Source organism: Aestuariivirga sp. (assembly GCF_965227715.1).
Classification (GTDB): Bacteria; Pseudomonadota; Alphaproteobacteria; order Rhizobiales; family Aestuariivirgaceae; genus Aestuariivirga.
Genome location: NZ_OZ245771.1, coordinates 1679257 through 1698842, shown reverse-complemented (window position 1 = coordinate 1698842; position 19586 = coordinate 1679257). Strand labels below are relative to the sequence as shown.

The following is a 19586-nucleotide window of genomic DNA, read 5'->3' as shown; positions in this document are numbered from 1 at the left end:
CAAGGAGCCGTCATGACCGAGTACTTCCGCGTTGCCTTCATAGAGCGAAGCTTTCAAGACCAAAAAATTACAGCGGCATCGATCGAATATAGTCTCCACTGCAAAGTTTTATATGGGCTGGGCTCTGATAGCTCTCTGACTCCACTCCAGAGTGTCCTCATGGGGTCGGTCCAGCAGGCATTCAAGTCAATGTCCGACTACATCTACGATAGGCTGGGAAGGGATGAGCCGAGTGAGACGCCAACCATTGTGGTATTCGATGCTCGGGTTGCCGAAACACGATTTATTTTGGAATATGGCTCTGTGATTTACGCCAGGTTTTGGGCGGACGAGGAGAAACTTAAGAATATCTCAAGTACGGGTGTAGTAATTGAGACAATCGACAGTGCCTTAATTTCGCTCGGAGACTCAATAGAGGCCGTGCGTGAAGCAAGTGAGCTTCTGCAAAAGAGTGGGGAGACGTTTCCAACGTCGGAGGTGTGGGTTAGTTCCAGCGAGAGTTTGCTAGACAGCATGCAAACAATCTTGGAATCCAAATCCGAGTTGCTCTATGAGCAGTTTCAATCTGGTTGGGAAGTCTAACCAGCACTGAATGTCTTATCTCTTCCAACGTTGATTTGATGAGCATTGGTCGCACTATCTTGATGATGAATTCCTCTTGATCTGTATGTGCCGTAAGCCAACGTTGTTCTGTTCGCAATACACTCTGCTATATTCAGTCGCGCTCCCGCAACAAGCACGGACTTAAGCCAGTGCTTCACTTGCCAATGGGGAAACTTCAATAGGGCTCTCTAAGCGCCTATTCTGCGGTCATTGCCGCGTTCAACAGATTGGATGCAGCAATGTGGCTGCTATGTAGGTCGATGCTGTCGCAGTGATACCTGTCAACTTGTTTTGTGATATAGCTGCTCCATCCATCACTGAACCAGCAAGGGCTGAATTCGACCCGAGCCGAACGACGATTGACCTTGCACCACTTGCGATACAACAATTCGCAGAATAGCAGCGGGTCCTGGTAGCGGTCTCGCGGTAGAATGATTGCAGCGTGATAGTGGAAGCGTTGCCCTATGCCATCTCCTTCGAGAATCATTATTCGTTCACACCTCTTGTGGAAGCGAACAGATGCATTCCCGTAGATTGCGTAATCAACCTCTTTCCAAAACCTCCGCGCTTCCGAGATCGCCTGTGTTTGAGTGTGCTCATAGCTAAACGTGAAGGTGGCAGCAATGTCCCACTGTATCGTCTGAAGCCAACATCGTGAGGCCGCCCTAATGTTCATTGGAGTGCTCCGACGGGTCACGGTGCATACCACTACTCGCCATCCATGATAAAATTTCATCACTATCCAGACTACGGCCTGCGTTGGCCGCGCCAAATGTGCTTCCAGGAAACGCCCTCATGTTTTGAGTCCTGTGCCCACCATATCGATTTTGGGGTGGACCTCGTAGTTCTGACGGAAGATCAGTCAGGGTCTGTTTGGTCTTTCTCTTCTTTGATTTCATTTTACGCTTTCGGTTAAATACATGTGAGGGTGAAATAAGTGTCTGTTGTGACAGGACAATATTACAATCTCTACATAGTATTTATACACGGCGACGGTTTAGATGGAGAATTCAAAGATGGGCGAGATGATAGAAAAAATACTCACAGTGTTGAGGGCGCGAGGCGACGTCAGGAGTAGTGCCGACTTCAGCCGAGAATGGCTGGGTCGTGAAGAGAGCTATGTGCGCTCTCTTCGAGCGAAGGCGCGCCCGGCCAGTGCACAGGTACTTGCAACTTGTGCCAGCCGTCTCTTGGAAAGGGGAGATGCACTTTCCGGGAGTCAATATGGAAGTGTTAAGAAACACGGCATGGAGCTTCAGCAGTTGGCTCAGGAGTGCATACAAACACTCATCCTAGAGGCAAGGCGATGAGGATCAGCGAGGTTGTGGGTCCCGATCCGATAAAGATCCAGCTTGACGGTGTTAAGCGGCAGCAAAAGGCTCTCAAAGTGAAGAAGGCGAGCCTGAACAATAGACGTGCGCAGCAGACACTCAGAGCTGCGCAAGCATATGTAAGTCCAACCAAGTCTGCTGTATAACCGTTTCAGTGTTCTGCTGGACCAGAGATTGTCCGAGGAAACATTAGCTTAGAACGGCACCTCGTCGAACTCGACGCTCAGATTTAGAAGCTCATCAAAGATGCCCTTAGAAGTCACTATTTGAAGCAGCATCTGGCCTGTCACTTTGTAACTCTTTTCTCTTTCTCCGCCTTGCCACTTCGCCCAAAAGGTTTTTTTGCCCTCGACCTTTATCGGGGCCCATGTGCCTTTAGCGAGTCGCGGCACGGGCGACCTGCAGTAGTGCTGCAAGGCGTAGTTCTCCAGTTGAGCTGGCTTACTGTATAGTTCTTCTTTCTCGATACTAAACCGCCATCCGTTTCCCGTGTATATATAGAGTGCATTGATTTCAGGCGAGGTCTCGTCAGAGTTGTTGTGGAGTTCCAGGACCAAGTCTAGCTCACCAACCGCTCTCCAGTCTTGTTCAACGTCCAAAAATCCGATCGCTCTTCTGATTTCGACTGAAAATGGTTTAGTTTGCTGTCTAATTGCTTCGGCTTTTAACCATGCAATTTCCGGCTGAAGCTTCGACTTCAAGTTCTTAATCGAGTTCTCATATACAAGGTGTCTGTGATGTTTCAGGTCGAAGGGAATGTCACTTGCGTCTTGGGTCAATAAACTGCTGAGCTTTCCCTTTGCATGAGTATACCCGACTTCATAAAAGACATTTGCATTACGTCCTGTCATGTCGGCGATTACAAAGTCGGCCTGCTCAATTTGTCCCCGAATCCGCTCTAATATTGTCTCTGAGTATGTTTGCTCATCCACGCGCTCTGCGCGAATTCCGAGTTCGTTAGCAGCGGCTTTGATGCCGAACTCGTAAATGTCATCGAACGACTTGTCGAATGGCATTAAGACAAATGCGAAAAACCGCTTTTCCATCTGAAAACTCCAGTGAGGACCGCATTGTCTGGGCAAGTGAGCGAAATGTACAAGTCTTGAGTTAAATGCACCAGCTGAATTGGTTCGGAGAGGTGCCATTCCGCGGTACTGCGGCGGTGTCGGGCCGCTGGTGCACTAGCGCAGCTCCGCATCTGGTAAGCTCTGCAAGGGTCTAGTAGTGCTTGAACACACCGCCCCCGCTACTCATATAGCTGCGTGGGCTTGACCCCGCTGTAGAGCCCTTAGAATGCCTTGCAGGCGGCGCTAGCTGTAGTGTCGTCCTTGGTTGCGGCCGGCACTGCATCTCGTACCGCGGCCACCACAGCCACTCTTCTCATTGTAGCTGTATTAGCTACATCCACATATTGCTCCCAATAGCCCTGACGGTCGACCTGAAATCTCCCACTAAATCATCCCAACATTGTTTGAGGTTGTTGTGGAAGCGGCGTGAAATTGGGCAATTCAGGCATTTTCCGGTCGTCCAACTGCTTAAAGGCCAGCATGCTTGTATCAGCTCAAACATACAGGAGGTTGATATGAGCGTACTGAAGGGACTGACGTTTACTGCTGTGCCGCGCAATGCGGGCCTGACGCCAGAGCAGCATCGCCGTGCAAAGCTCGCTGCCCACTTGCGGGAGCAGCTCGACATGGCAAAGGCGCAGACTGCCGGTCGCATTCATGTCGTTAAGAAGCGTCGGTGGGAATACACGGAAGACGGTCAGAAGCACCTGATTGAGGTCGACAAGCGGTTGAAGCAGTGGTGGAAGGCACAGAGCGACGGCAAGATTGTTCTCACTGTGCGCTATGGTTCCAAGCCATTGGAGTTCGAAAAGGGCAAGGGTGCAGTCGTGCTCAAGGGCATGGATGAGCTACTCGCGATCCTGCCAAAGCTAGTGGATGCTGCCGAGGCTGGCGAGTTCGACAACTTCATCAGTGCGGTGGGCAAACCCAAGACTGGCGTAGTCGCACGTCGCGCCAGCTAATAGATCAGTACTGTGTGTCACCAAAGAGAGCGAGCCTATGTCTCGCTCTCTTTCATTTTATGTTTAGGTTTGAGCTTCCCACCCAGCGTTGTGGCCATGGTTTCCGGCGTAGCCTCTTTGGAATAGTATTGCTGTATCATCTCAACACTGGTGCCCATATTGCGCGCAATGTGGTAGATTCCGACACCCTCCCGAAGAGCGGTCACAGCATAAAAGTGCCGGAGACTGTAGAGTGAGAATTTCTGCCCGCTTGAGCTATACCGGATTTCGCCTAGATCGAGCACCTTGTCGAACTGGTCTGCCAGCGTAGTGATTTTTCTCCCACTAGGCATGGTGAAAAGTAGATCGTCAGGGTGAGGATTGGTCTTTCGCTCCAGCACACGATCTATGAAGTGCACAGCTGACGCGACCGGGATTACATCTCGTGGGCCGGTCTTTCCATCGACGGTCAGTCGATAGTTTATGCGGCCCATCTCGTCGGTAATGCGGTGGACGTCTCGAACTTTTAGATTGTTTGCCTCACCCACTCGAATTCCAGACTTTGCCAATATAATCACATAGTCCAGCAGCAGTTCTCTGGTAGCGAGGTGCTGTGGGTTTTTGCAGTCTTCAACCCAGCGATACAGAGCGCCATAAAGCTGCTGGTAAGCCATTGGCTCAAACGCGGGTCGCACTCTTTTCTTCTTTGGAATGAATGAGAATGTTGGAAGCGGAATCAAGCCCCTGTAGCCGCGCTCGTGCGCCCACTTAATGATTGCTTTACCCAACATAATGTCCCACTGGATCGTCTTGTCCTGTGGGTGCTTTTTAGCGTTGTGGTGCTTGAAGGGATGTGTGGTGTAATATTCACGCCGCCACGTAACGTATTCTCTCAGCTGGTCATTGCCTACGCTGGTAATCGGCCTGTTGCCTGCATACGCGATCCAAAAGCGAGCCACTCGTTCAATCTGCCGCATGCTGTGTGCAGAGGTATGACCTTGCTCGTGCTGCTTTTGGCGGAAGGCAATGTATTCTTCCGTGACTGCCCCGAAGGTTCTCGCATCGATAGGAATTCCATGCTGCGCCTTGAATTCAAGTTCGTAGCTGAGTTTCTCGGCAGCCTTTATGGCTAAAGCCTTGTTGCCGGTCTTAAGCGACTTGTGCTTGTACTTGTTGGGACCCACGTGAAGGCGCGCGTAATATACACCGCCGCGCCGATGGACGACCACTTTGCCATCCATAATTCTGTATGCGTCTTCCATGGGACCTGCACAGGTTGTGTATAGGTTTGGGGCCTAAACTAACATACTGTGCAGGGTTGTGCAGGGCAAGTCAGAACGCTAAGTTATTGAAATTAAACGCTAAGCGAACGCCCCGTGGCAGTGCTTGTAACGCTTGCCGGAGCCGCAGGGGCAGGGGTCGTTGCGGGCGACCTTGCCCCAGGTCTTGGGGTCCTTCGGGTTGATGGCATTTGCCGGCGCAAGGGCGAGCGCCAGGTCACCGGCGGCGAATTCATCCTCGCCCGTCAGCGGGTCCGCGTGGTGCGCGGCCATCATGGGGAGTTCGTCCTCGTCCGGCAGGTCGGTCAGTTCGGAGGGGTCGCGCATCTGCACTTCAACGCGCATTACTTGCGCGGTTACGTTTTCGCGCAGGCGGCCGACCATGCTTTCGAACAGATTATAGCCTTCGGTCTTGTATTCGTTGAGCGGGTCGCGCTGGCCATAACCGCGCAGATGGATAACCTGGCGCAGCTGTTCGACCGTGATGATATGATCGCGCCACAGCTGATCCAGCGTGCGCAACAGGAACGTCTTCTCGACCTGGATCATGATCTCGGGACCATATTTGGCGCGCTTGGCGGCATAGTGCTCGTCCGCGGCCTTGGTCACGCGTTCCATGATCTCCTCTTCGGCGATCCCTTCTTCCTTGGCCCATTCGTCCACGGGGAAGTCGAGGCCAAGTGCTTCCTGCAGGCGCTCGCGCAGGCCCGCTGCATCCCATTGCTCGGCATAGGAGTTGAGCGGAATATACTTGTGCACCAGCTCTTCAATGGTGTTGTGGCGCATGTCGTCGATGGTCTCGGCAACTTCCTCGCCCTTCATGACGCCGATGCGCTGGTCGAAGATCACCTTGCGCTGGTCGTTCATGACATTGTCGAACTTGAGCAGGTTCTTGCGGATGTCGAAGTTCCGCGCCTCAACCTTCTGCTGCGCCTTTTCCAGCGCCTTGTTGATCCAGGGGTGGACGATGGCCTCGCCCTCTTTCAACCCGCTCATGGTCAGCATGGAGTTCAGCCGCTCCGAGCCGAAGATGCGCATCAGATCATCCTCGAGCGAGAGATAGAACAGCGAGCGCCCGGGGTCTCCCTGGCGGCCTGAACGGCCGCGCAGCTGGTTGTCGATGCGGCGGCTCTCATGGCGCTCGGTGCCGATGACGAACAGGCCACCTGCCGCCAGCACCTTCTGCTTGTTGACCTCGATCTCGTCCTTGATGGCGGAGATGCGTTGATCGCGCTCAGCACCCTTGGGCACATCAGCCAGCTCGATTGCAACCCGCATGTCGAGGTTGCCGCCGAGCTTGATGTCCGTGCCGCGGCCGGCCATGTTGGTGGCAATGGTAACAGCGCCGGGAACGCCGGCCTGCGCCACGATCGCTGCTTCCTGCTCATGGTAGCGCGCATTCAGCACATTGTGCGGAACGTTCCGGGCCTTCAGAAGCTCCGAGAGCACTTCCGATTTCTCGATCGAGGTGGTGCCCACCAGCACCGGCTGGCCGCGCCCGCGCGCCTCTTCGATCGTATCGATGATGGCGTGGTATTTTTCCTTGGCGGTGCGGTAGACTTGGTCATCCTCGTCAAGCCGCGCCACGGGAAGGTTGGTCGGGATGTCGAGCACGTCGAGGCTGTAGATGTCCATGAACTCTTCGGCCTCGGTCAGTGCGGTGCCGGTCATGCCGGCGAGCTTTGCGTAAAGCCGGAAATAGTTCTGGAAGGTGATCGAGGCGAGCGTCACGTTCTCGGGCTGGATCGCCACCTGCTCCTTGGCTTCGAGTGCCTGGTGCAGGCCCTCGGAATAACGCCGTCCCGGCATCATGCGGCCGGTGAACTCGTCGATGATGACGACCTGATTGTCTTTTACGATGTAGTCCTTGTCGCGCTGGAACAGCTTGTGGGCGCGCAGCGCCTGCTGCACATGATGCACGATGGTGACATTCTCGGCATCATAGAGGTTGGTGCCGCGCAGAAGCCCCGCCCCGCCCAGCACCTGCTCCAGATGCTCGTTACCCTGCTCGGTGAGGGTGACGGAGCGCTGCTTCTCGTCCAGATCGTAATCTTCCGGCATCAGCGCCGGGATATACTGGTTGACGGCATTATAAAGTTCCGACTTGTCGTCGACGGGACCCGAAATGATCAGCGGCGTGCGCGCCTCGTCAACGAGGATCGAGTCCACTTCGTCGACGATCGCAAAATTATGTCCACGCTGCACCATCTCGTCGAGGTGATACTTCATGTTGTCGCGCAGATAGTCGAAGCCCAACTCGTTGTTGGTGGCATAGGTCACGTCAGCGGCATAGGCCTCGCGGCGCTGCTCGTCGGACAGGCCATGCACGATCACGCCAGTGGTGAGGCCGAGGAAGCCATAGATCTGGCTCATCCAGCCCGCGTCACGGCTTGCCAGGTAATCATTGACGGTAACGACATGGACGCCCTTGCCCGTCAGTGCATTGAGATAGACGGGGAGCGTGGCCACCAGCGTCTTGCCTTCGCCGGTCTTCATCTCGGCGATGCGGCCTTCATGCAGCACCATACCGCCGATGAGCTGCACATCGAAGTGGCGCTGGCCCAAGGTTCGCTTCGCTGCCTCGCGCACGGTGGCGAAGGCGGGCGCCATCAGATCGTCCAGGCTCTTGCCCGCGGCGAATTCTTCCCGCAGTGTAACCGTGCGGGCACGCAGCGCCTCGTCGGACAGGGCTTCAAGCTCAGGCTCGAGCGCATTGATCGCTTCAACGCGGGCGCGGTATCTGGAGATCCGGCGGTCGTTGCTGGAGCCAAAAATCTTAGCGGCGATGCCGCGCAATCCGAACATTGATTCGTTTCCTTCAGGGCGGGGCGTTCCGCCCCGGGGTCGAGGCGCTTTCTAGTCAAGTTGCGGGACGGGAGCAATGCGCCGCAGCAATGAAAATCCTGACCGGAGCCAGATGGGGCCAAGGCCGCGCAATTTCAATGTGTTGCTTCCGCGCCACAGGGGGGTCATTCTGTGCGCGCCCTACTTGCAACCCACCGCCAAGCGGACCAATGTGCGCCCGAATTGCGATCGCCCGGACAGCGGGCGGGGGCTTATTCTTGCCTTCTTTGAAGGACAAAGAGCAGCGCCTGATAAGCTGAACCGGGCCGGTCTTTGGGCTCTTGAACGGTGGACTTTATGTCGTTTTCTCGAACTATCCTCAATGCTTGCGTGGCCTCCGCCCTGATGGGTCTGGCCTTCGTGCTGCCCGCCCAGGCGCAGGAGGACGTGCCGCCGAAGGATGACAAGACGGTCGCCATCGTCAATGGCCATGAAATCAAGGTTTCCGAAGTTCAGATGGCCACCGATGACATCATCGGCCAGCTGCCGGACCTGCCGCCCAAGCTGCGCTACCCCTTCGTCGTCGAATATCTGATCGAGCGCCACCTGCTCGCCCAGTATGCGGTGAAGGAAGGCATTGCCGAGACCGAGGAATACAAGCGCCGGCTGGCCCTGTATCAGGCCAAAGCCCTGCGCGACGCCTATTTCTACCAGAAGATCCGCCCGATGGTGACGGAAGAGGAAATCCGCAAGGTCTATGATGACGAGGCCGCAAAGCTTCAGCAAACCGAGCGTGTCCGCGCCCGCATGATCCTCGTCGCCACCGAAAAGGAAGCCGAGGACATCGAGGCCCGCCTTGCCAAGGGCGAGAAGTTCGAAGATCTGGCCAAGAAATACAGTCTGGACGGCTCCAAGGATTACGGCGGCGACCTGGGCTACTTCACGGCCGCCGAAATGGTGCCGGAATTCTCCAAGGCCACCTTCGCCCTCAAGGTTGGGGAAACCTCGCAGCCGGTGAAGACCGATTTCGGCTGGCACATCATCCGCCTCGAGGACAAGAAGCAGGGCGCCGCCCAGCCTTATGATCAGGTGAAGGCCGCCATCCGCAATGTGCTGCTCCGCCAGAAGGTGGGTGAGGTGATGCAGAAGATCCGCGCAGCCTCCAAGGTCGAGATCCTGGATGAGGACCTCAAGAAATATGCCGAGGAAGCTGCCAAGGCCGCGAAGAACTTCCAGGATACGAAGCAGAAGCCGCTGGACGCCGGTGGTGCTGCAGCACCCGCTGCAACCGATGGTGGTGATACCTCGGGCGATGATTCGGGCGGCAAGGGCGACCTGCAGCTTCCCGCGCAGTAAGGCCGTTTACCAGACCGGACAGGCTTGAGGGGGCACGTCATGGCACACAAGGTTTCGCCGCTTGCACCGGCGGCGTTTCCCGAACTCCCCGCGATTGCCGGCGTCAGCCTGGCAGCGGCGGAAACCGGCATACGCTACAAGAACCGGCCGGATGTGCTTTTGGGCCTGCTGGAGCCGGGCACGGCGGTCGCCGGCTGTTTCACCAAATCCAAGTCGCGTTCCGCCCCGGTTGACTGGTGTGTGGAAAGCCTCTCCGGCGGCACAGCCCGCGCCGTGGTGATCAACGCGGGCAATGCCAATGCCTTCACCGGGAAGGCAGGTGTCGCAACCGTCACCGCCGTGGCCAAGTCTGCGGCGAAATTGCTCGCCTGCAAGCCCAGCGAGATCTTCCAGGCCTCGACGGGTGTGATCGGCGAACCGCTGGACCCGTCCTTCATCACCAATGCCCTACCGAAGTTGGCCGAACAGGCCGAGCCCGGCCAATGGGCCATGGCCGCCAAGGCCATCATGACCACGGACACTTTCCCCAAGGCCTCAACCGTCCAGGTGAAGCTCGGCGGCAAGACCGTCACCATTAACGGCATTGCCAAGGGCTCCGGCATGATCGCGCCGGACATGGCGACCATGCTGGTCTTCCTCTTCACCGATGCGGCGGTGCCGCCGAAGCTGTTGCAAAAGCTGCTCTCCAAGGCGGTGGGAAAGAGCTTCAACTGCATCACGGTCGATGGCGATACCTCGACGTCGGATACTGTGCTGCTCTTTGCCACCGGCAAGGCCCATAATAAGCGCGTCTCGAAGGAGGAGGATCTCAAACCCTTCTCTAAGGCTTTGGTGAGCCTGTGCATGGACCTCGCCCACCAGGTGGCCAAGGATGGTGAAGGCGCTGAAAAGTTCATCGAAATCGCCATCACCGGCGCCGAAAATGACAAGGCTGCCCACAGGATTGCCATGTCGATTGCCAATTCGCCGCTGGTGAAGACGGCGATTGCGGGCGAGGACGCCAATTGGGGCCGCGTCGTCATGGCCATCGGCAAGGCCGGCGAAAAGGCGGTCCGTGACAAGCTGAAGATCAAGATCGGCGGCATCACCGTGGCAAAGAACGGCATGCGCGATCCCGCCTACAAGGAAGCGGAGATCATGCCGCACATGAAGGGCCGCCACATCGTGATCGAGGCGGATGTGGGTGTTGCCAAGGGCAAATCCACCGTCTGGACCTGCGATCTCACCCACGCCTACATTGATATCAACGGCTCCTACCGCAGCTGATATGAAGATCGTCCTCGTCGCCGCGGTGGCCTTGATCGACAAGGACGGCCGCGTACTGCTCTCCCAGCGCCCGATAAACAAGCAGCTCGGCGGATTATGGGAATTTCCCGGCGGCAAGGTCGAAGCGGGTGAGCGCCCCGAGGCCGCCTTGATCCGTGAACTGAAGGAAGAGCTGGCGATCGACGTTGCCGAAGCCTGCCTGGCGCCCCTGACTTTCGCCAGCCATGCCTATGATGATTTCCACCTCCTCATGCCGCTCTATGTCTGCCGCCGCTGGAAAGGTCTGGTCTCGGGCGCCGAAGGCCAGCAGATCGCCTGGGTCCGGCCGCAGAAGCTGAAGGATTACCCCATGCCCCCGGCTGATGTGCCGCTCATTCCGCACCTCCTCGATCTGTTGTGAAACGGCGCGCCGCGGGCGCCCTGTGCCGAATCAATCCGCCCCTGATTTTCGAGAATGTCTCACTGAGCACTCGCAGTGGCGTTCCGCGCTCACATTCTAAGTTCCCGTAGTGACTCATAAATACCAGTATTTACAACCTTCGCTTGACGTCAGATTCCGGCAACCTGTACGCGGTAAAGTAGTCTAAACCTGGTAGAAGGGCACTTTGGCCGGTGCCCGTGGCAGCAACACTTTGACGAGCGACGCGGAACTGCCCGCCTTCAAGGCGGGGAAAGTACATGCTCTGCAGACGTACGGCTGGCGCTTTGTACTCTTTGCTTCGCTACTGACTCCAAGTTACGCTACGGCAGCAGACAAAACCTGGACTGGCGCCAGCAGCAGCAGCTGGTCGGCAGCGGGCAACTGGAGCGGTGGTGTTCCCGCCGCGGCCGACAACGCGCTGATCAATACAATCACGCCCAACCCGGTGGTCGTGGGGTCCGGCGTCAATGGCGCAGCCGCCCAGGTCAGGCTCGGCACGGCGTCTGGCGGCACCGCGTCGCTGACGATCACCGGCAGTGGCAAGCTGACAGACACACAAGGCCTGATTGGCGATGTTGCAGGTTCCACCGGCAGCGCGACGGTCACCGGCGCGGGCTCCGCCTGGGCCAACTCCACCGGTCTGACCGTTGGCAATTCGGGCACTGGCAGTCTCCAGCTTCTCGCCGGCGGAACGGCGAGCATGGCGGCGGGCCTGATTGGAAACACTGCGGGCTCAAGCGGCGCGGCACTCATCAGCGGCACGGGCTCGCGGCTGACCAGCACGACCACCATGACGGTGGGCTCCAGCGCCAGCGGAACCGTCACCGTGTCCGCCCAAGGCGAGGTGGTTGCGAAAGATACCACGATGGGCGTTGCCACAGCCGGCACCGGAAGCGCCACGGTCACCGGTGCGGGCTCCAAATGGACAAACTCCGCAACCCTAACTCTCGGCCTGTCGGGCACAGGCGGCCTCACCCTTTCCAGCCAGGGCACGTCAAGCGCAGTCACGAGCTTCATCGGCAAGCTCGCTGGGTCCAACGGATTGCTGACGATTGAAAGTGGGGGCAGCTTCTCAGGCGCGGGCTTGCAGGTAGGCACCCTCACAGGTGCAACCGGAGGGGTGACCGTGACGGGTGCCGGCTCGGCGCTCACGGTCACCGGAACCCAATTCATCGGCAGCGGAGGAACGGGCTCGCTGCAGATACTCTCAGGCGGCACCGTCTCGGCCTCATTGTCGCGGCTCGGCAACGAAGCGACCGCCACAGGCACGGCACTCGTCAACGGCCCAGGGTCCCGCTTGTCCAGCACCAGCCTCGATGTCGGGGTTGTCGGAAGTGGAACCCTCACCGTGTCAGGCCAGGGCGAGGTCGCCACCACCAACGCAACCGTGGCGAATACTGCAGGCACCAGTTCCAGTGTCACGGTCACCGGCGCGGGCTCCAAATGGACCAGCACGGGAACCCTGACGGTCGGCGTCGTGGGTACCGGCGCATTCACCGTGTCCAGCCAGGCCACCGCCAGCGCCGCGACGTCCGTCGTTGGCAGTTTGGCCGGGTCAAACGGAACGCTCGCAATTGCAAGTGGCGGCGGCTTCTCCGGCACGAACCTGACAGCCGGCAGTGCTTCCGGTTCCATGGGGGCCGTCACCGTCACGGGTGCCGGCGCCACGCTCACGAGCACGGGGAACCAATTCATCGGTGCCAGCGGCACAGCCTCGTTGCAAATTCTCGATGGCGCCACCGTGTCGGGCGCAACCACACGCGTCGGATCCGGTGCAGGCTCAAGCGGCACGGCCCTGATCAGCGGCACGGGTTCAAGATGGACCAGCACCTCGGCGATGACGGTGGGTCTTCAGGGTACGGGAACCGCGAGAGTTGAAAACGGCGGCAGCGTCGTCACGAGAACCACGACGTTGGGCGACGCGGTTGGGGTGTCTGGCAATGTGACCGTCACCGGCGCCGGCTCGTCCTGGAGCAGCTCAGGCAACACAATTGTCGGAAACGCCGGCACCGGAACGCTCGCCGTTTCTAACGGAGGTGCGCTCAACCTGGCGACGAGCTTTGTAGGCAATGCCGCAGGCTCCAGCGGAAGCGTCACGGTTTCGGGCACAGGGTCAAGCTGGACCAGCACGGGAACCCAGTATATTGGCGTCGCCGGCACCGGCTCACTGCAAATCCTGGCGGGCGGTAGCCTCAGCGGGGGAACGGGGGAGATCGGATCAAACACCGGTGGCGTCGGCACCGCACTCGTCAGCGGCGCTGGTTCGCGCTGGACCGGCACGAACTACCTGTTTGTCGCCCGCAACGGTTCCGCACGCGGAACCCTCACGGTTGACAATGGGGGAGAAGTCAGCACCCGAGAAGGCTCCTTCGGCAATAGCGCCAATGCCCTCGGCTCGGTCACGGTCACGGGTGCGGGGTCCAAGTGGACGAGCACGGGTAATCTGCTCATCGGCCTTTACGGCACCGGCGCGTTTACGCTCTCGAATGGCGCCACCGCCGAAACCGCAGACAGCTTCGCTGGCACCAACACCGGCGCCAATGGAACGCTTACCATCAATGGCGGAAGCCGCTTCTCGGGCGCCAATGTTACGGCAGGCTTGAACACGGGAACGGCGGGGTCGATCACCGTCACCGGCCAAGGCTCGGCTTTGACGAGCACGGTCTCTCAGTCCATCGGCAGAGCAGGCACGGGCTCGCTGAAGGTCCTGTCAGGCGCCACTGCTTCTGCGTCCGCAGCCTCTGTCGGCAATGATGCGGGCTCCCAGGGCAACGTTCTCGTCAGCGGGCAGGGATCGCAGTGGACTGTCGGCGGAAACTTGACCATCGGCAATGCGGGCAAGGGCACACTCACTGTGTCCAATCTGGGCGCCGCCAGCGCCCTCACAGTGAATGTTGGGAATGTGGCAGGTTCTAACGGATCGCTCAGGATTGAAAGCGGTGGCACCTTTTCAGGTACGAACCTGACATCGGGATACGTTGCCGGTTCGACATCGGCCATCACAGTCACAGGCGCGGGCTCAAGTTTGACCAGCACGAGCGCACAATTCATTGGTGTTAGCGGCTATGGCTCTCTGGAAATCCTTGATGGCGGCAACGTCACCGGGGGAACATTGCGGCTCGGACACTATATCGGCGGCGTGGGCGTTGCGACAGTCAGCGGTGCTGGCTCGCGCTGGACCGGCACATCGGTCATGAATGTGGGCCTCCTCGGAAACGGAACCCTCACGGTTGCAGACCAGGGCGAGGTCGTCACGAATATTGCCTCGCTGGCCAACTACGCAAGTGCCACTGGCATTGTCACTGTCACGGGCGCTGGCTCCAAATGGACGACCGCCAAAGAACTGTATGTCAGCATTGATGGCACAGGCATTTTTACGCTCTCCAACGGCGCGGTGGCCAGCGCCGAGACGAACCTCGTCGGCACCAATGCAGGGTCTAGCGGAACGCTCATAATCGAAAGCGGAAGCAGCTTCTCCGGCGCCGGCCTGCACGCAGGCGCTCGCACCGGGTCAACGGGAGCCGTGACTGTGACAGGTACGGGCTCCACCCTGTCGAGCACCGGCTTCCAATACATCGGCGACGGGGGAATCGGCGCGCTGCAGATCCTTTCTGGCGGCACCGCCTCAACTGCAGTGGCAAAACTCGGGAATGAAGCGGCGACCACTGGCACTGCACGCGTCGATGGGAGCGGCTCACGCTGGACCATCAGCGGGGATCTGACCATCGGCAATGCCGGGACTGGCACGGTAACCCTGTCGAGCCTGGGCGAGCTCAGCGCCGCCGGCCTCCGCATCGCGGATCAGGCCGGCTCCACGGGCACACTGAACATTGGCGCTGCGGCGGGCGCTGCGGCGGCACAGGCAGGGACCCTGACCACCGGCAACATCGGGTTCGGCAGCGGGACTGGCACGCTCGTCCTCAACCACACGGACAGCGCCTATCTGCTGTCTGCCGCCATATCCGGCGCGGGCAGCATCCGTGCCGAGAATGGCCGGACGCTGCTGACCGGAGATTCCTCCGGCTTCCTTGGCAACACAGCCATCCTCTCTGGCGCTACTTTCCAGGTGGGCGATGGCGCTGCGAGCGGTGCGTTCGGCGGCTCCATCGCCAACAATGGGCAGCTCATCTTCGACCGCGCCAATGACAGCGTCTTTGCCGGTGCGATCTCCGGTGCGGGCAGCATTGCCAAGAATGGTACGGGTACGCTGGTGCTCAGCGGAGATTCCTCCGGCTTCCTTGGCAACACAGCCATCCTCTCTGGCGCTACTTTCCAGGTGGGGGATGGCGCTGCGAGCGGTGCGTTCGGCGGCTCCATCGCCAACAATGGGCAGCTCATCTTCGACCGCGCCAATGACAGCGTCTTTGCCGGTGCGATCTCCGGTGCAGGCAGCCTCACCAAAAATGGCGCGGGCACGCTGGCGCTCAGCGGAAACTCATCCGCTTTCACAGGCACCACCACGCTGGCCACGGGCGGCCTTGCGATCAGTGGCGCGCTGGGCGGCATGCTCACGGCGCAGGCCGGAACGGTGCTGTCGGGCACGGGCAGCGTCGGTGGCATCGCGGCTGAGGACGGCTCCACCGTCACGCCCGGAAGTGCCACGGGCAGCGATGCGGCCACACTCACCGTCACAGGCAATTACCGTCAGTTCGCAGGCTCCACCTATCAGGCAGGGCTCGTCCCGCAAGGCTTGCTGTCGGATCTGATCGCGGTGGGTGGTGCCGCGACACTGGACAGTGGTGCCGTGCTCAATGTCACCAACCTCAGCACCAGCGTCCATAGCATCAATGATGTCTACACCGTGCTGACGGCGGCCGGCGGGGTGAGTGGAACCTACCTTCTCACCGGTGATACGGCGGTCTCGGAGTTCTATCAGCTCGAGACTGTTTATGAAGCCAATGCCGTGCTGCTGAAGGTGGTGCAGATCCGTGACTTCGCCGATGTGGCCCTGACGCCGAACCAGAATGCCACCGCGGACGGCATAAGCAGCCTCCCGGCCAGCAACCAGCTCCGCGATGCGATCGGCGCACTCGACAGCGCTGAGGCGGCACGCAGCGCGCTCGATCTCCTGTCGGGTGAGATTTACGCCTCAACGGCGGGCGCCATCGCGGAAGATTCACACTACCTGCGCGATGCCGTGCTGGGCCGCCTCCGCTGCAGCACAGTCCTCGCCGCCGCCCAGCCTGACAGCTGCACGGAGCGCGCCGTCTGGATCGAGGGCTATGGCGCCTCGGGCGAGAATGACGGCAATGGCAATGCGGCATCCATGGACACTCAAATCGAGGGCTTCTATATCGGCGCGGATATGCCCGTGTCCGCCAATGCCCGCATCGGTCTGTTCACCGGCCACGGCACGTCGGATGTGACGGTCGATGACCGCCACTCCAGTGCTTCCCTCGAAAGCTATGATTTTGGTGCCTATGGCAGCGCGAACTGGAACAATCTCGGGCTGAGGCTGGGCGCCTCCTATGGCTGGAACGATGTTGCCACCAGCCGCCAGGTGGCCTTCACCGGCTTCTCCAACAATCTTTCGGCGGATTATACCGCGCGTGCCGCCCAGGTCTTTGGCGAGCTTGGTTACAGCCTTGCCGCCGGGCCTGCGGCCTTCGAGCCTTTCGCCGCACTCGCCCATGTGAATGTCGACAGCGACGCCTTCACCGAAACCGGGGGCGACGCGGCCTTGAGCAGCGAGGCGCAGGACACGAGCCTGACGCTCGCGACACTGGGCCTGCGCGCATCGGCCACCGCGAAGATGTTTGATCTCGATGTGAAGGCCAGCGGCATGGCAGGCTGGCAGCATGGCTGGGGCGATCTCACGCCGGACATGACCTTCAACTTCGACGGCGGCAGCGATTTCGGCATCCAGGGCGTTCCTTCCGCCGGGGACGCCGCCGTGCTCGAAGCAGGCCTCACCATAGAAGCCCCGGGCGAAGGCGCCTTCGGCATCTGGTACACCGGCCAGTTCAGCCAAGACACCCAGAACCAAGGCCTGCGCGCCAACCTGAACTTCACCTTCTGATCAGAGTTTCTTCTCCTCCACCTTCAGCGCATCGGCGAGTCTTGCCTTCGCACTTCCCGGCTTCAGCGGTTGCTGCTGGCTTTCATGCGGGGCCCAGCCGGTGATCCAGGCGATTTCCACAGTGGCGCGGATGCGGCCGTCGGGGTCGGTGAAATTCTGCTGATAGTGGTTGATCGCGGCACCCATCAGCCGCCGGCTGACGGGTATGCGTGAGCGTCCGACCAGATTGTTGGAAAGCCCCAGCGCGCGGATCTCGTGGATCAGCGCCACAGCATCGGCATAGCGCACGATGGTGCGGTCAAGGTCCGCCACCGGAAGGGCGAGGCCTGCGCGCTGCAGGAGCCCGCCCAGCTCGCGAACGTCGATCATCGGCGCCACGCGGGGCGAGACGCCGCCTGAAACGGCAGCCTCGGCGGCAAGCCATGACTGGCGGAGTTCGGTCAGCGTTTCGCCCGCAAACAGGCAGGCCAGAAGCAGGCCATCGGGCTTCAGCGCACGCCGCATCTGGATCAGCGCGCCGGGAACATCATTGAAGGTCTGCAGATCCAGCACGCTGAACACGCCATCATACTGGCCGTCAGGCAGCTCCAGGTGGTCGGAGGCGGAGGGAGTCCTCGTGTCAACGTCCTTGACCTGGCCACCTTCCTGCAGCCGCGCTGCAATGGCCTCGGGCTCCGCCGCAATCAGCAGCACGCGCGCGAAGCGGCGGTTCACGAAGCTCAGGCGTTCAACCAGCTCCTCGGCAATGGTGCGCGTCAGGATGTTGGGGTCCACGCCCCGCCTGGCGGCAGCGCGGGCAGCAACAAGCGCGCGGTCGAACAGCGGCGGTGCGCCCGTCATCAGCCGACGAGCTCGTGCTTGATCAGATCATAGGTCGCGCGGTCAGGTGCTGAGATGATGCCGCCCATATGCTTCGCCGCATCATAGGGGCTGCCGTCCAGAAGTGCGGAATAGCCACCCGCCTCCTGGTGGATCAGCACGCCCGCCGCATGGTCCCATGGCATCAGCGTGTAATGCAGCGAGAAATGCACCAGGCCTTCCGAGATCAGGCGATACTCATAGGCCGCACAGCGGTAGTTGAAGCAGGCCTTGGTCTTGGCGAGGTTCGCCACCGTCCGCGAGCGCTGGGGCTCCGGCATCAGGTACCAGGAGGAAAGCCCGGTCATCTCGGACAGTTGATCGGGCTTCGCCACCTTCAGCTCGCGGGTGCGGCCATTCACGCTTTCGCCCCAGGCACCCTGACCCTTGAGGCCCTTGTGCCAGTCCCGCCCCACCGGATCATAGATGAGCCCGGCAACCGTCTCGCCCTTTGCCACCACTGCCGCCATCACGCCAAACAGCGGCAGCCCCCAGGCGAAGTTCGATGTGCCGTCAACCGGGTCCACGATGATGGCAAGGTCCGCATCGCCGATCTTGGTGAGCAGGCTCTTGTCCCGCGCCACTGATTCCTCGCCCACGAACAGCGCCTCGGGAAACGCCTGGGCGCAAAGATCGCGGATCATCCATTCCGATTGTTCATCGGCATCGGTCACCAGGTCGAGGGCGCCTGTCTTTTCGCGGATGCCGCCATCTTCAAGGCTGCGGAAGCGCGGCATGATGTGGGTTTCGGCGGCTTCGGCCAGAATGGCGGACAGGCGGTCGAGATCGGCGCGGGAGAAATGCATCGGAACTCCGGGGTCATGTTTCGCGGCCGCTGTTAAACCAAATGCAGGCTTGAATCCACGGTTCCCCCAAGTCATGCTAGCCTTGCGTCATGGAGATAGCGCTCACCCAGCTTCCGGCCCGCCTGTGGCGCGGTCTTGTGGATATCGTCACCCCCAGCCTCTGCCTTCTGTGCAACACGCCGCTGGGAGAGCCTGCAAGCCTCTGCGTTTCCTGCTGGGAAAAGCTCCGCCACATCGATGATCCGGTCTGCAATGCCCTGGGCACGCCCTTTGCCTATGATCAGGGGTCGTCTGCCGTCTCGGCCCAGGCCCTGGCGGACCCGCCCGCCTGGGACAGGGCGCGCGCCGCCGTCCTCTTCGAGGATGAGGCGGCAAGACTCGTCCATGCGCTGAAATATCGGGATAACCCGGAAGCAGGCCACCTCATGGCCCGCATGATGGCGCGTGCCGGGCGGCGGCTCATCGCCGAGGCGGATGTGATCCTCCCGGTTCCGCTCCACCGCTTCAGGCTGTGGCAGCGGCGCTTCAACCAGTCGGCCTTTCTGGCCCAGCGGATTGCGAAGCACGCGGCCAAGCCTTGGCGGTCCGATGTGCTGCTGCGCGCCCGGCGCACCAGAGCCCAGGTCGGTCTTGACCAGGCCGAGCGGCAGCGGAACGTCAAAGGTGCCTTCCAGCTCCACCCGGACAGGCTGCAGGCCATAGCCGGAAAATCGGTCCTCTTGATCGATGACGTGCGCACCACGGGGGCAACGGCGGAAGCCTGCGCCCTGGCGCTCAGGAAGGCCGGGGCAGGGCGGGTGGACCTCCTGACCTTCGCTCTTGTCCACTTGCCATCGAGGCCTCATATTTAACGG

The 19586-nt window shown here is 60.0% G+C and carries 13 protein-coding genes; 8 read left to right on the top strand and 5 right to left on the bottom strand.

Annotated elements, in window-relative coordinates; translation table 11 throughout:
* Positions 1-12 precede the first annotated feature (12 nt).
* Positions 13-582 (top strand): hypothetical protein, encoded by a 570-nt coding sequence (locus ACO06F_RS08075; protein ID WP_421696177.1) that lies wholly within the window; start codon positions 13-15, stop codon positions 580-582.
* Positions 583-1604: 1022 nt separating this feature from the next.
* Positions 1605-1913 carry a DUF6626 family protein gene (locus tag ACO06F_RS08070; RefSeq protein ID WP_421696176.1) on the top strand — a complete coding sequence of 103 codons (309 nt, stop codon included), beginning with the start codon at positions 1605-1607 and terminating at the stop codon, positions 1911-1913.
* Positions 1914-2128: 215 nt separating this feature from the next.
* Here the strand turns inward: ACO06F_RS08070 and ACO06F_RS08065 are convergent, their stop codons facing one another.
* On the bottom strand, positions 2129-2980 hold the full coding sequence (locus tag ACO06F_RS08065; protein WP_421696175.1) for a hypothetical protein: 852 nt from the start codon (positions 2978-2980) through the stop codon (positions 2129-2131).
* Between the two features lie 536 nt (positions 2981-3516).
* Here ACO06F_RS08065 and ACO06F_RS08060 point away from each other — a divergent pair.
* A complete protein-coding gene (locus ACO06F_RS08060; RefSeq protein ID WP_421696174.1) occupies positions 3517-3963 on the top strand; it encodes a DUF6641 family protein in 447 nt (148 codons plus the stop codon).
* 35 nt (positions 3964-3998) lie between these two features.
* Here the strand turns inward: ACO06F_RS08060 and ACO06F_RS08055 are convergent, their stop codons facing one another.
* Positions 3999-5204, bottom strand: coding sequence for a tyrosine-type recombinase/integrase (locus ACO06F_RS08055; RefSeq protein WP_421696173.1), 1206 nt, complete (start codon positions 5202-5204; stop codon positions 3999-4001).
* Positions 5205-5303: 99 nt separating this feature from the next.
* Positions 5304-8027 (bottom strand): preprotein translocase subunit SecA, encoded by a 2724-nt coding sequence (gene secA / locus ACO06F_RS08050; protein ID WP_421696172.1) that lies wholly within the window; start codon positions 8025-8027, stop codon positions 5304-5306.
* Between the two features lie 369 nt (positions 8028-8396).
* On the opposite strand from secA, the gene ACO06F_RS08045 reads away from it, so the two are divergent.
* The 4 genes from ACO06F_RS08045 to ACO06F_RS08030 all read left to right on the top strand — a co-directional run bounded on the left by ACO06F_RS08045 (position 8397) and on the right by ACO06F_RS08030 (position 17068).
* Entirely contained in the window at positions 8397-9362 is a 966-nt protein-coding gene (locus tag ACO06F_RS08045) for a peptidylprolyl isomerase (RefSeq protein ID WP_421696171.1), read from the top strand.
* A gap of 39 nt (positions 9363-9401) precedes the next feature.
* Complete coding sequence (gene argJ / locus ACO06F_RS08040) at positions 9402-10628, top strand: bifunctional glutamate N-acetyltransferase/amino-acid acetyltransferase ArgJ (RefSeq protein WP_421696170.1); 1227 nt, start codon at positions 9402-9404, stop codon at positions 10626-10628.
* Position 10629: 1 nt separating this feature from the next.
* A complete protein-coding gene (locus tag ACO06F_RS08035; RefSeq protein WP_421696169.1) occupies positions 10630-11028 on the top strand; it encodes a (deoxy)nucleoside triphosphate pyrophosphohydrolase in 399 nt (132 codons plus the stop codon).
* 205 nt (positions 11029-11233) lie between these two features.
* On the top strand, positions 11234-17068 hold the full coding sequence (locus tag ACO06F_RS08030; protein ID WP_421696168.1) for an autotransporter domain-containing protein: 5835 nt from the start codon (positions 11234-11236) through the stop codon (positions 17066-17068).
* Here the strand turns inward: ACO06F_RS08030 and ACO06F_RS08025 are convergent, their stop codons facing one another.
* Together ACO06F_RS08025 and ACO06F_RS08020 are read right to left on the bottom strand one after the other, a co-directional pair.
* Positions 17069-17908, bottom strand: a complete 840-nt coding sequence (locus ACO06F_RS08025) for a methyltransferase domain-containing protein (RefSeq protein WP_421696167.1) — start codon at positions 17906-17908, stop codon at positions 17069-17071.
* A complete protein-coding gene (locus ACO06F_RS08020; RefSeq protein WP_421696166.1) occupies positions 17908-18732 on the bottom strand; it encodes an inositol monophosphatase family protein in 825 nt (274 codons plus the stop codon). The genes ACO06F_RS08025 and ACO06F_RS08020 overlap by 1 nt, the downstream gene beginning before the upstream one ends.
* Positions 18733-18821: 89 nt before the next feature.
* Here ACO06F_RS08020 and ACO06F_RS08015 point away from each other — a divergent pair, with 89 nt between their 5' ends.
* Entirely contained in the window at positions 18822-19583 is a 762-nt protein-coding gene (locus ACO06F_RS08015) for a ComF family protein (RefSeq protein WP_421696165.1), read from the top strand.
* Positions 19584-19586: the final 3 nt, after the last annotated feature.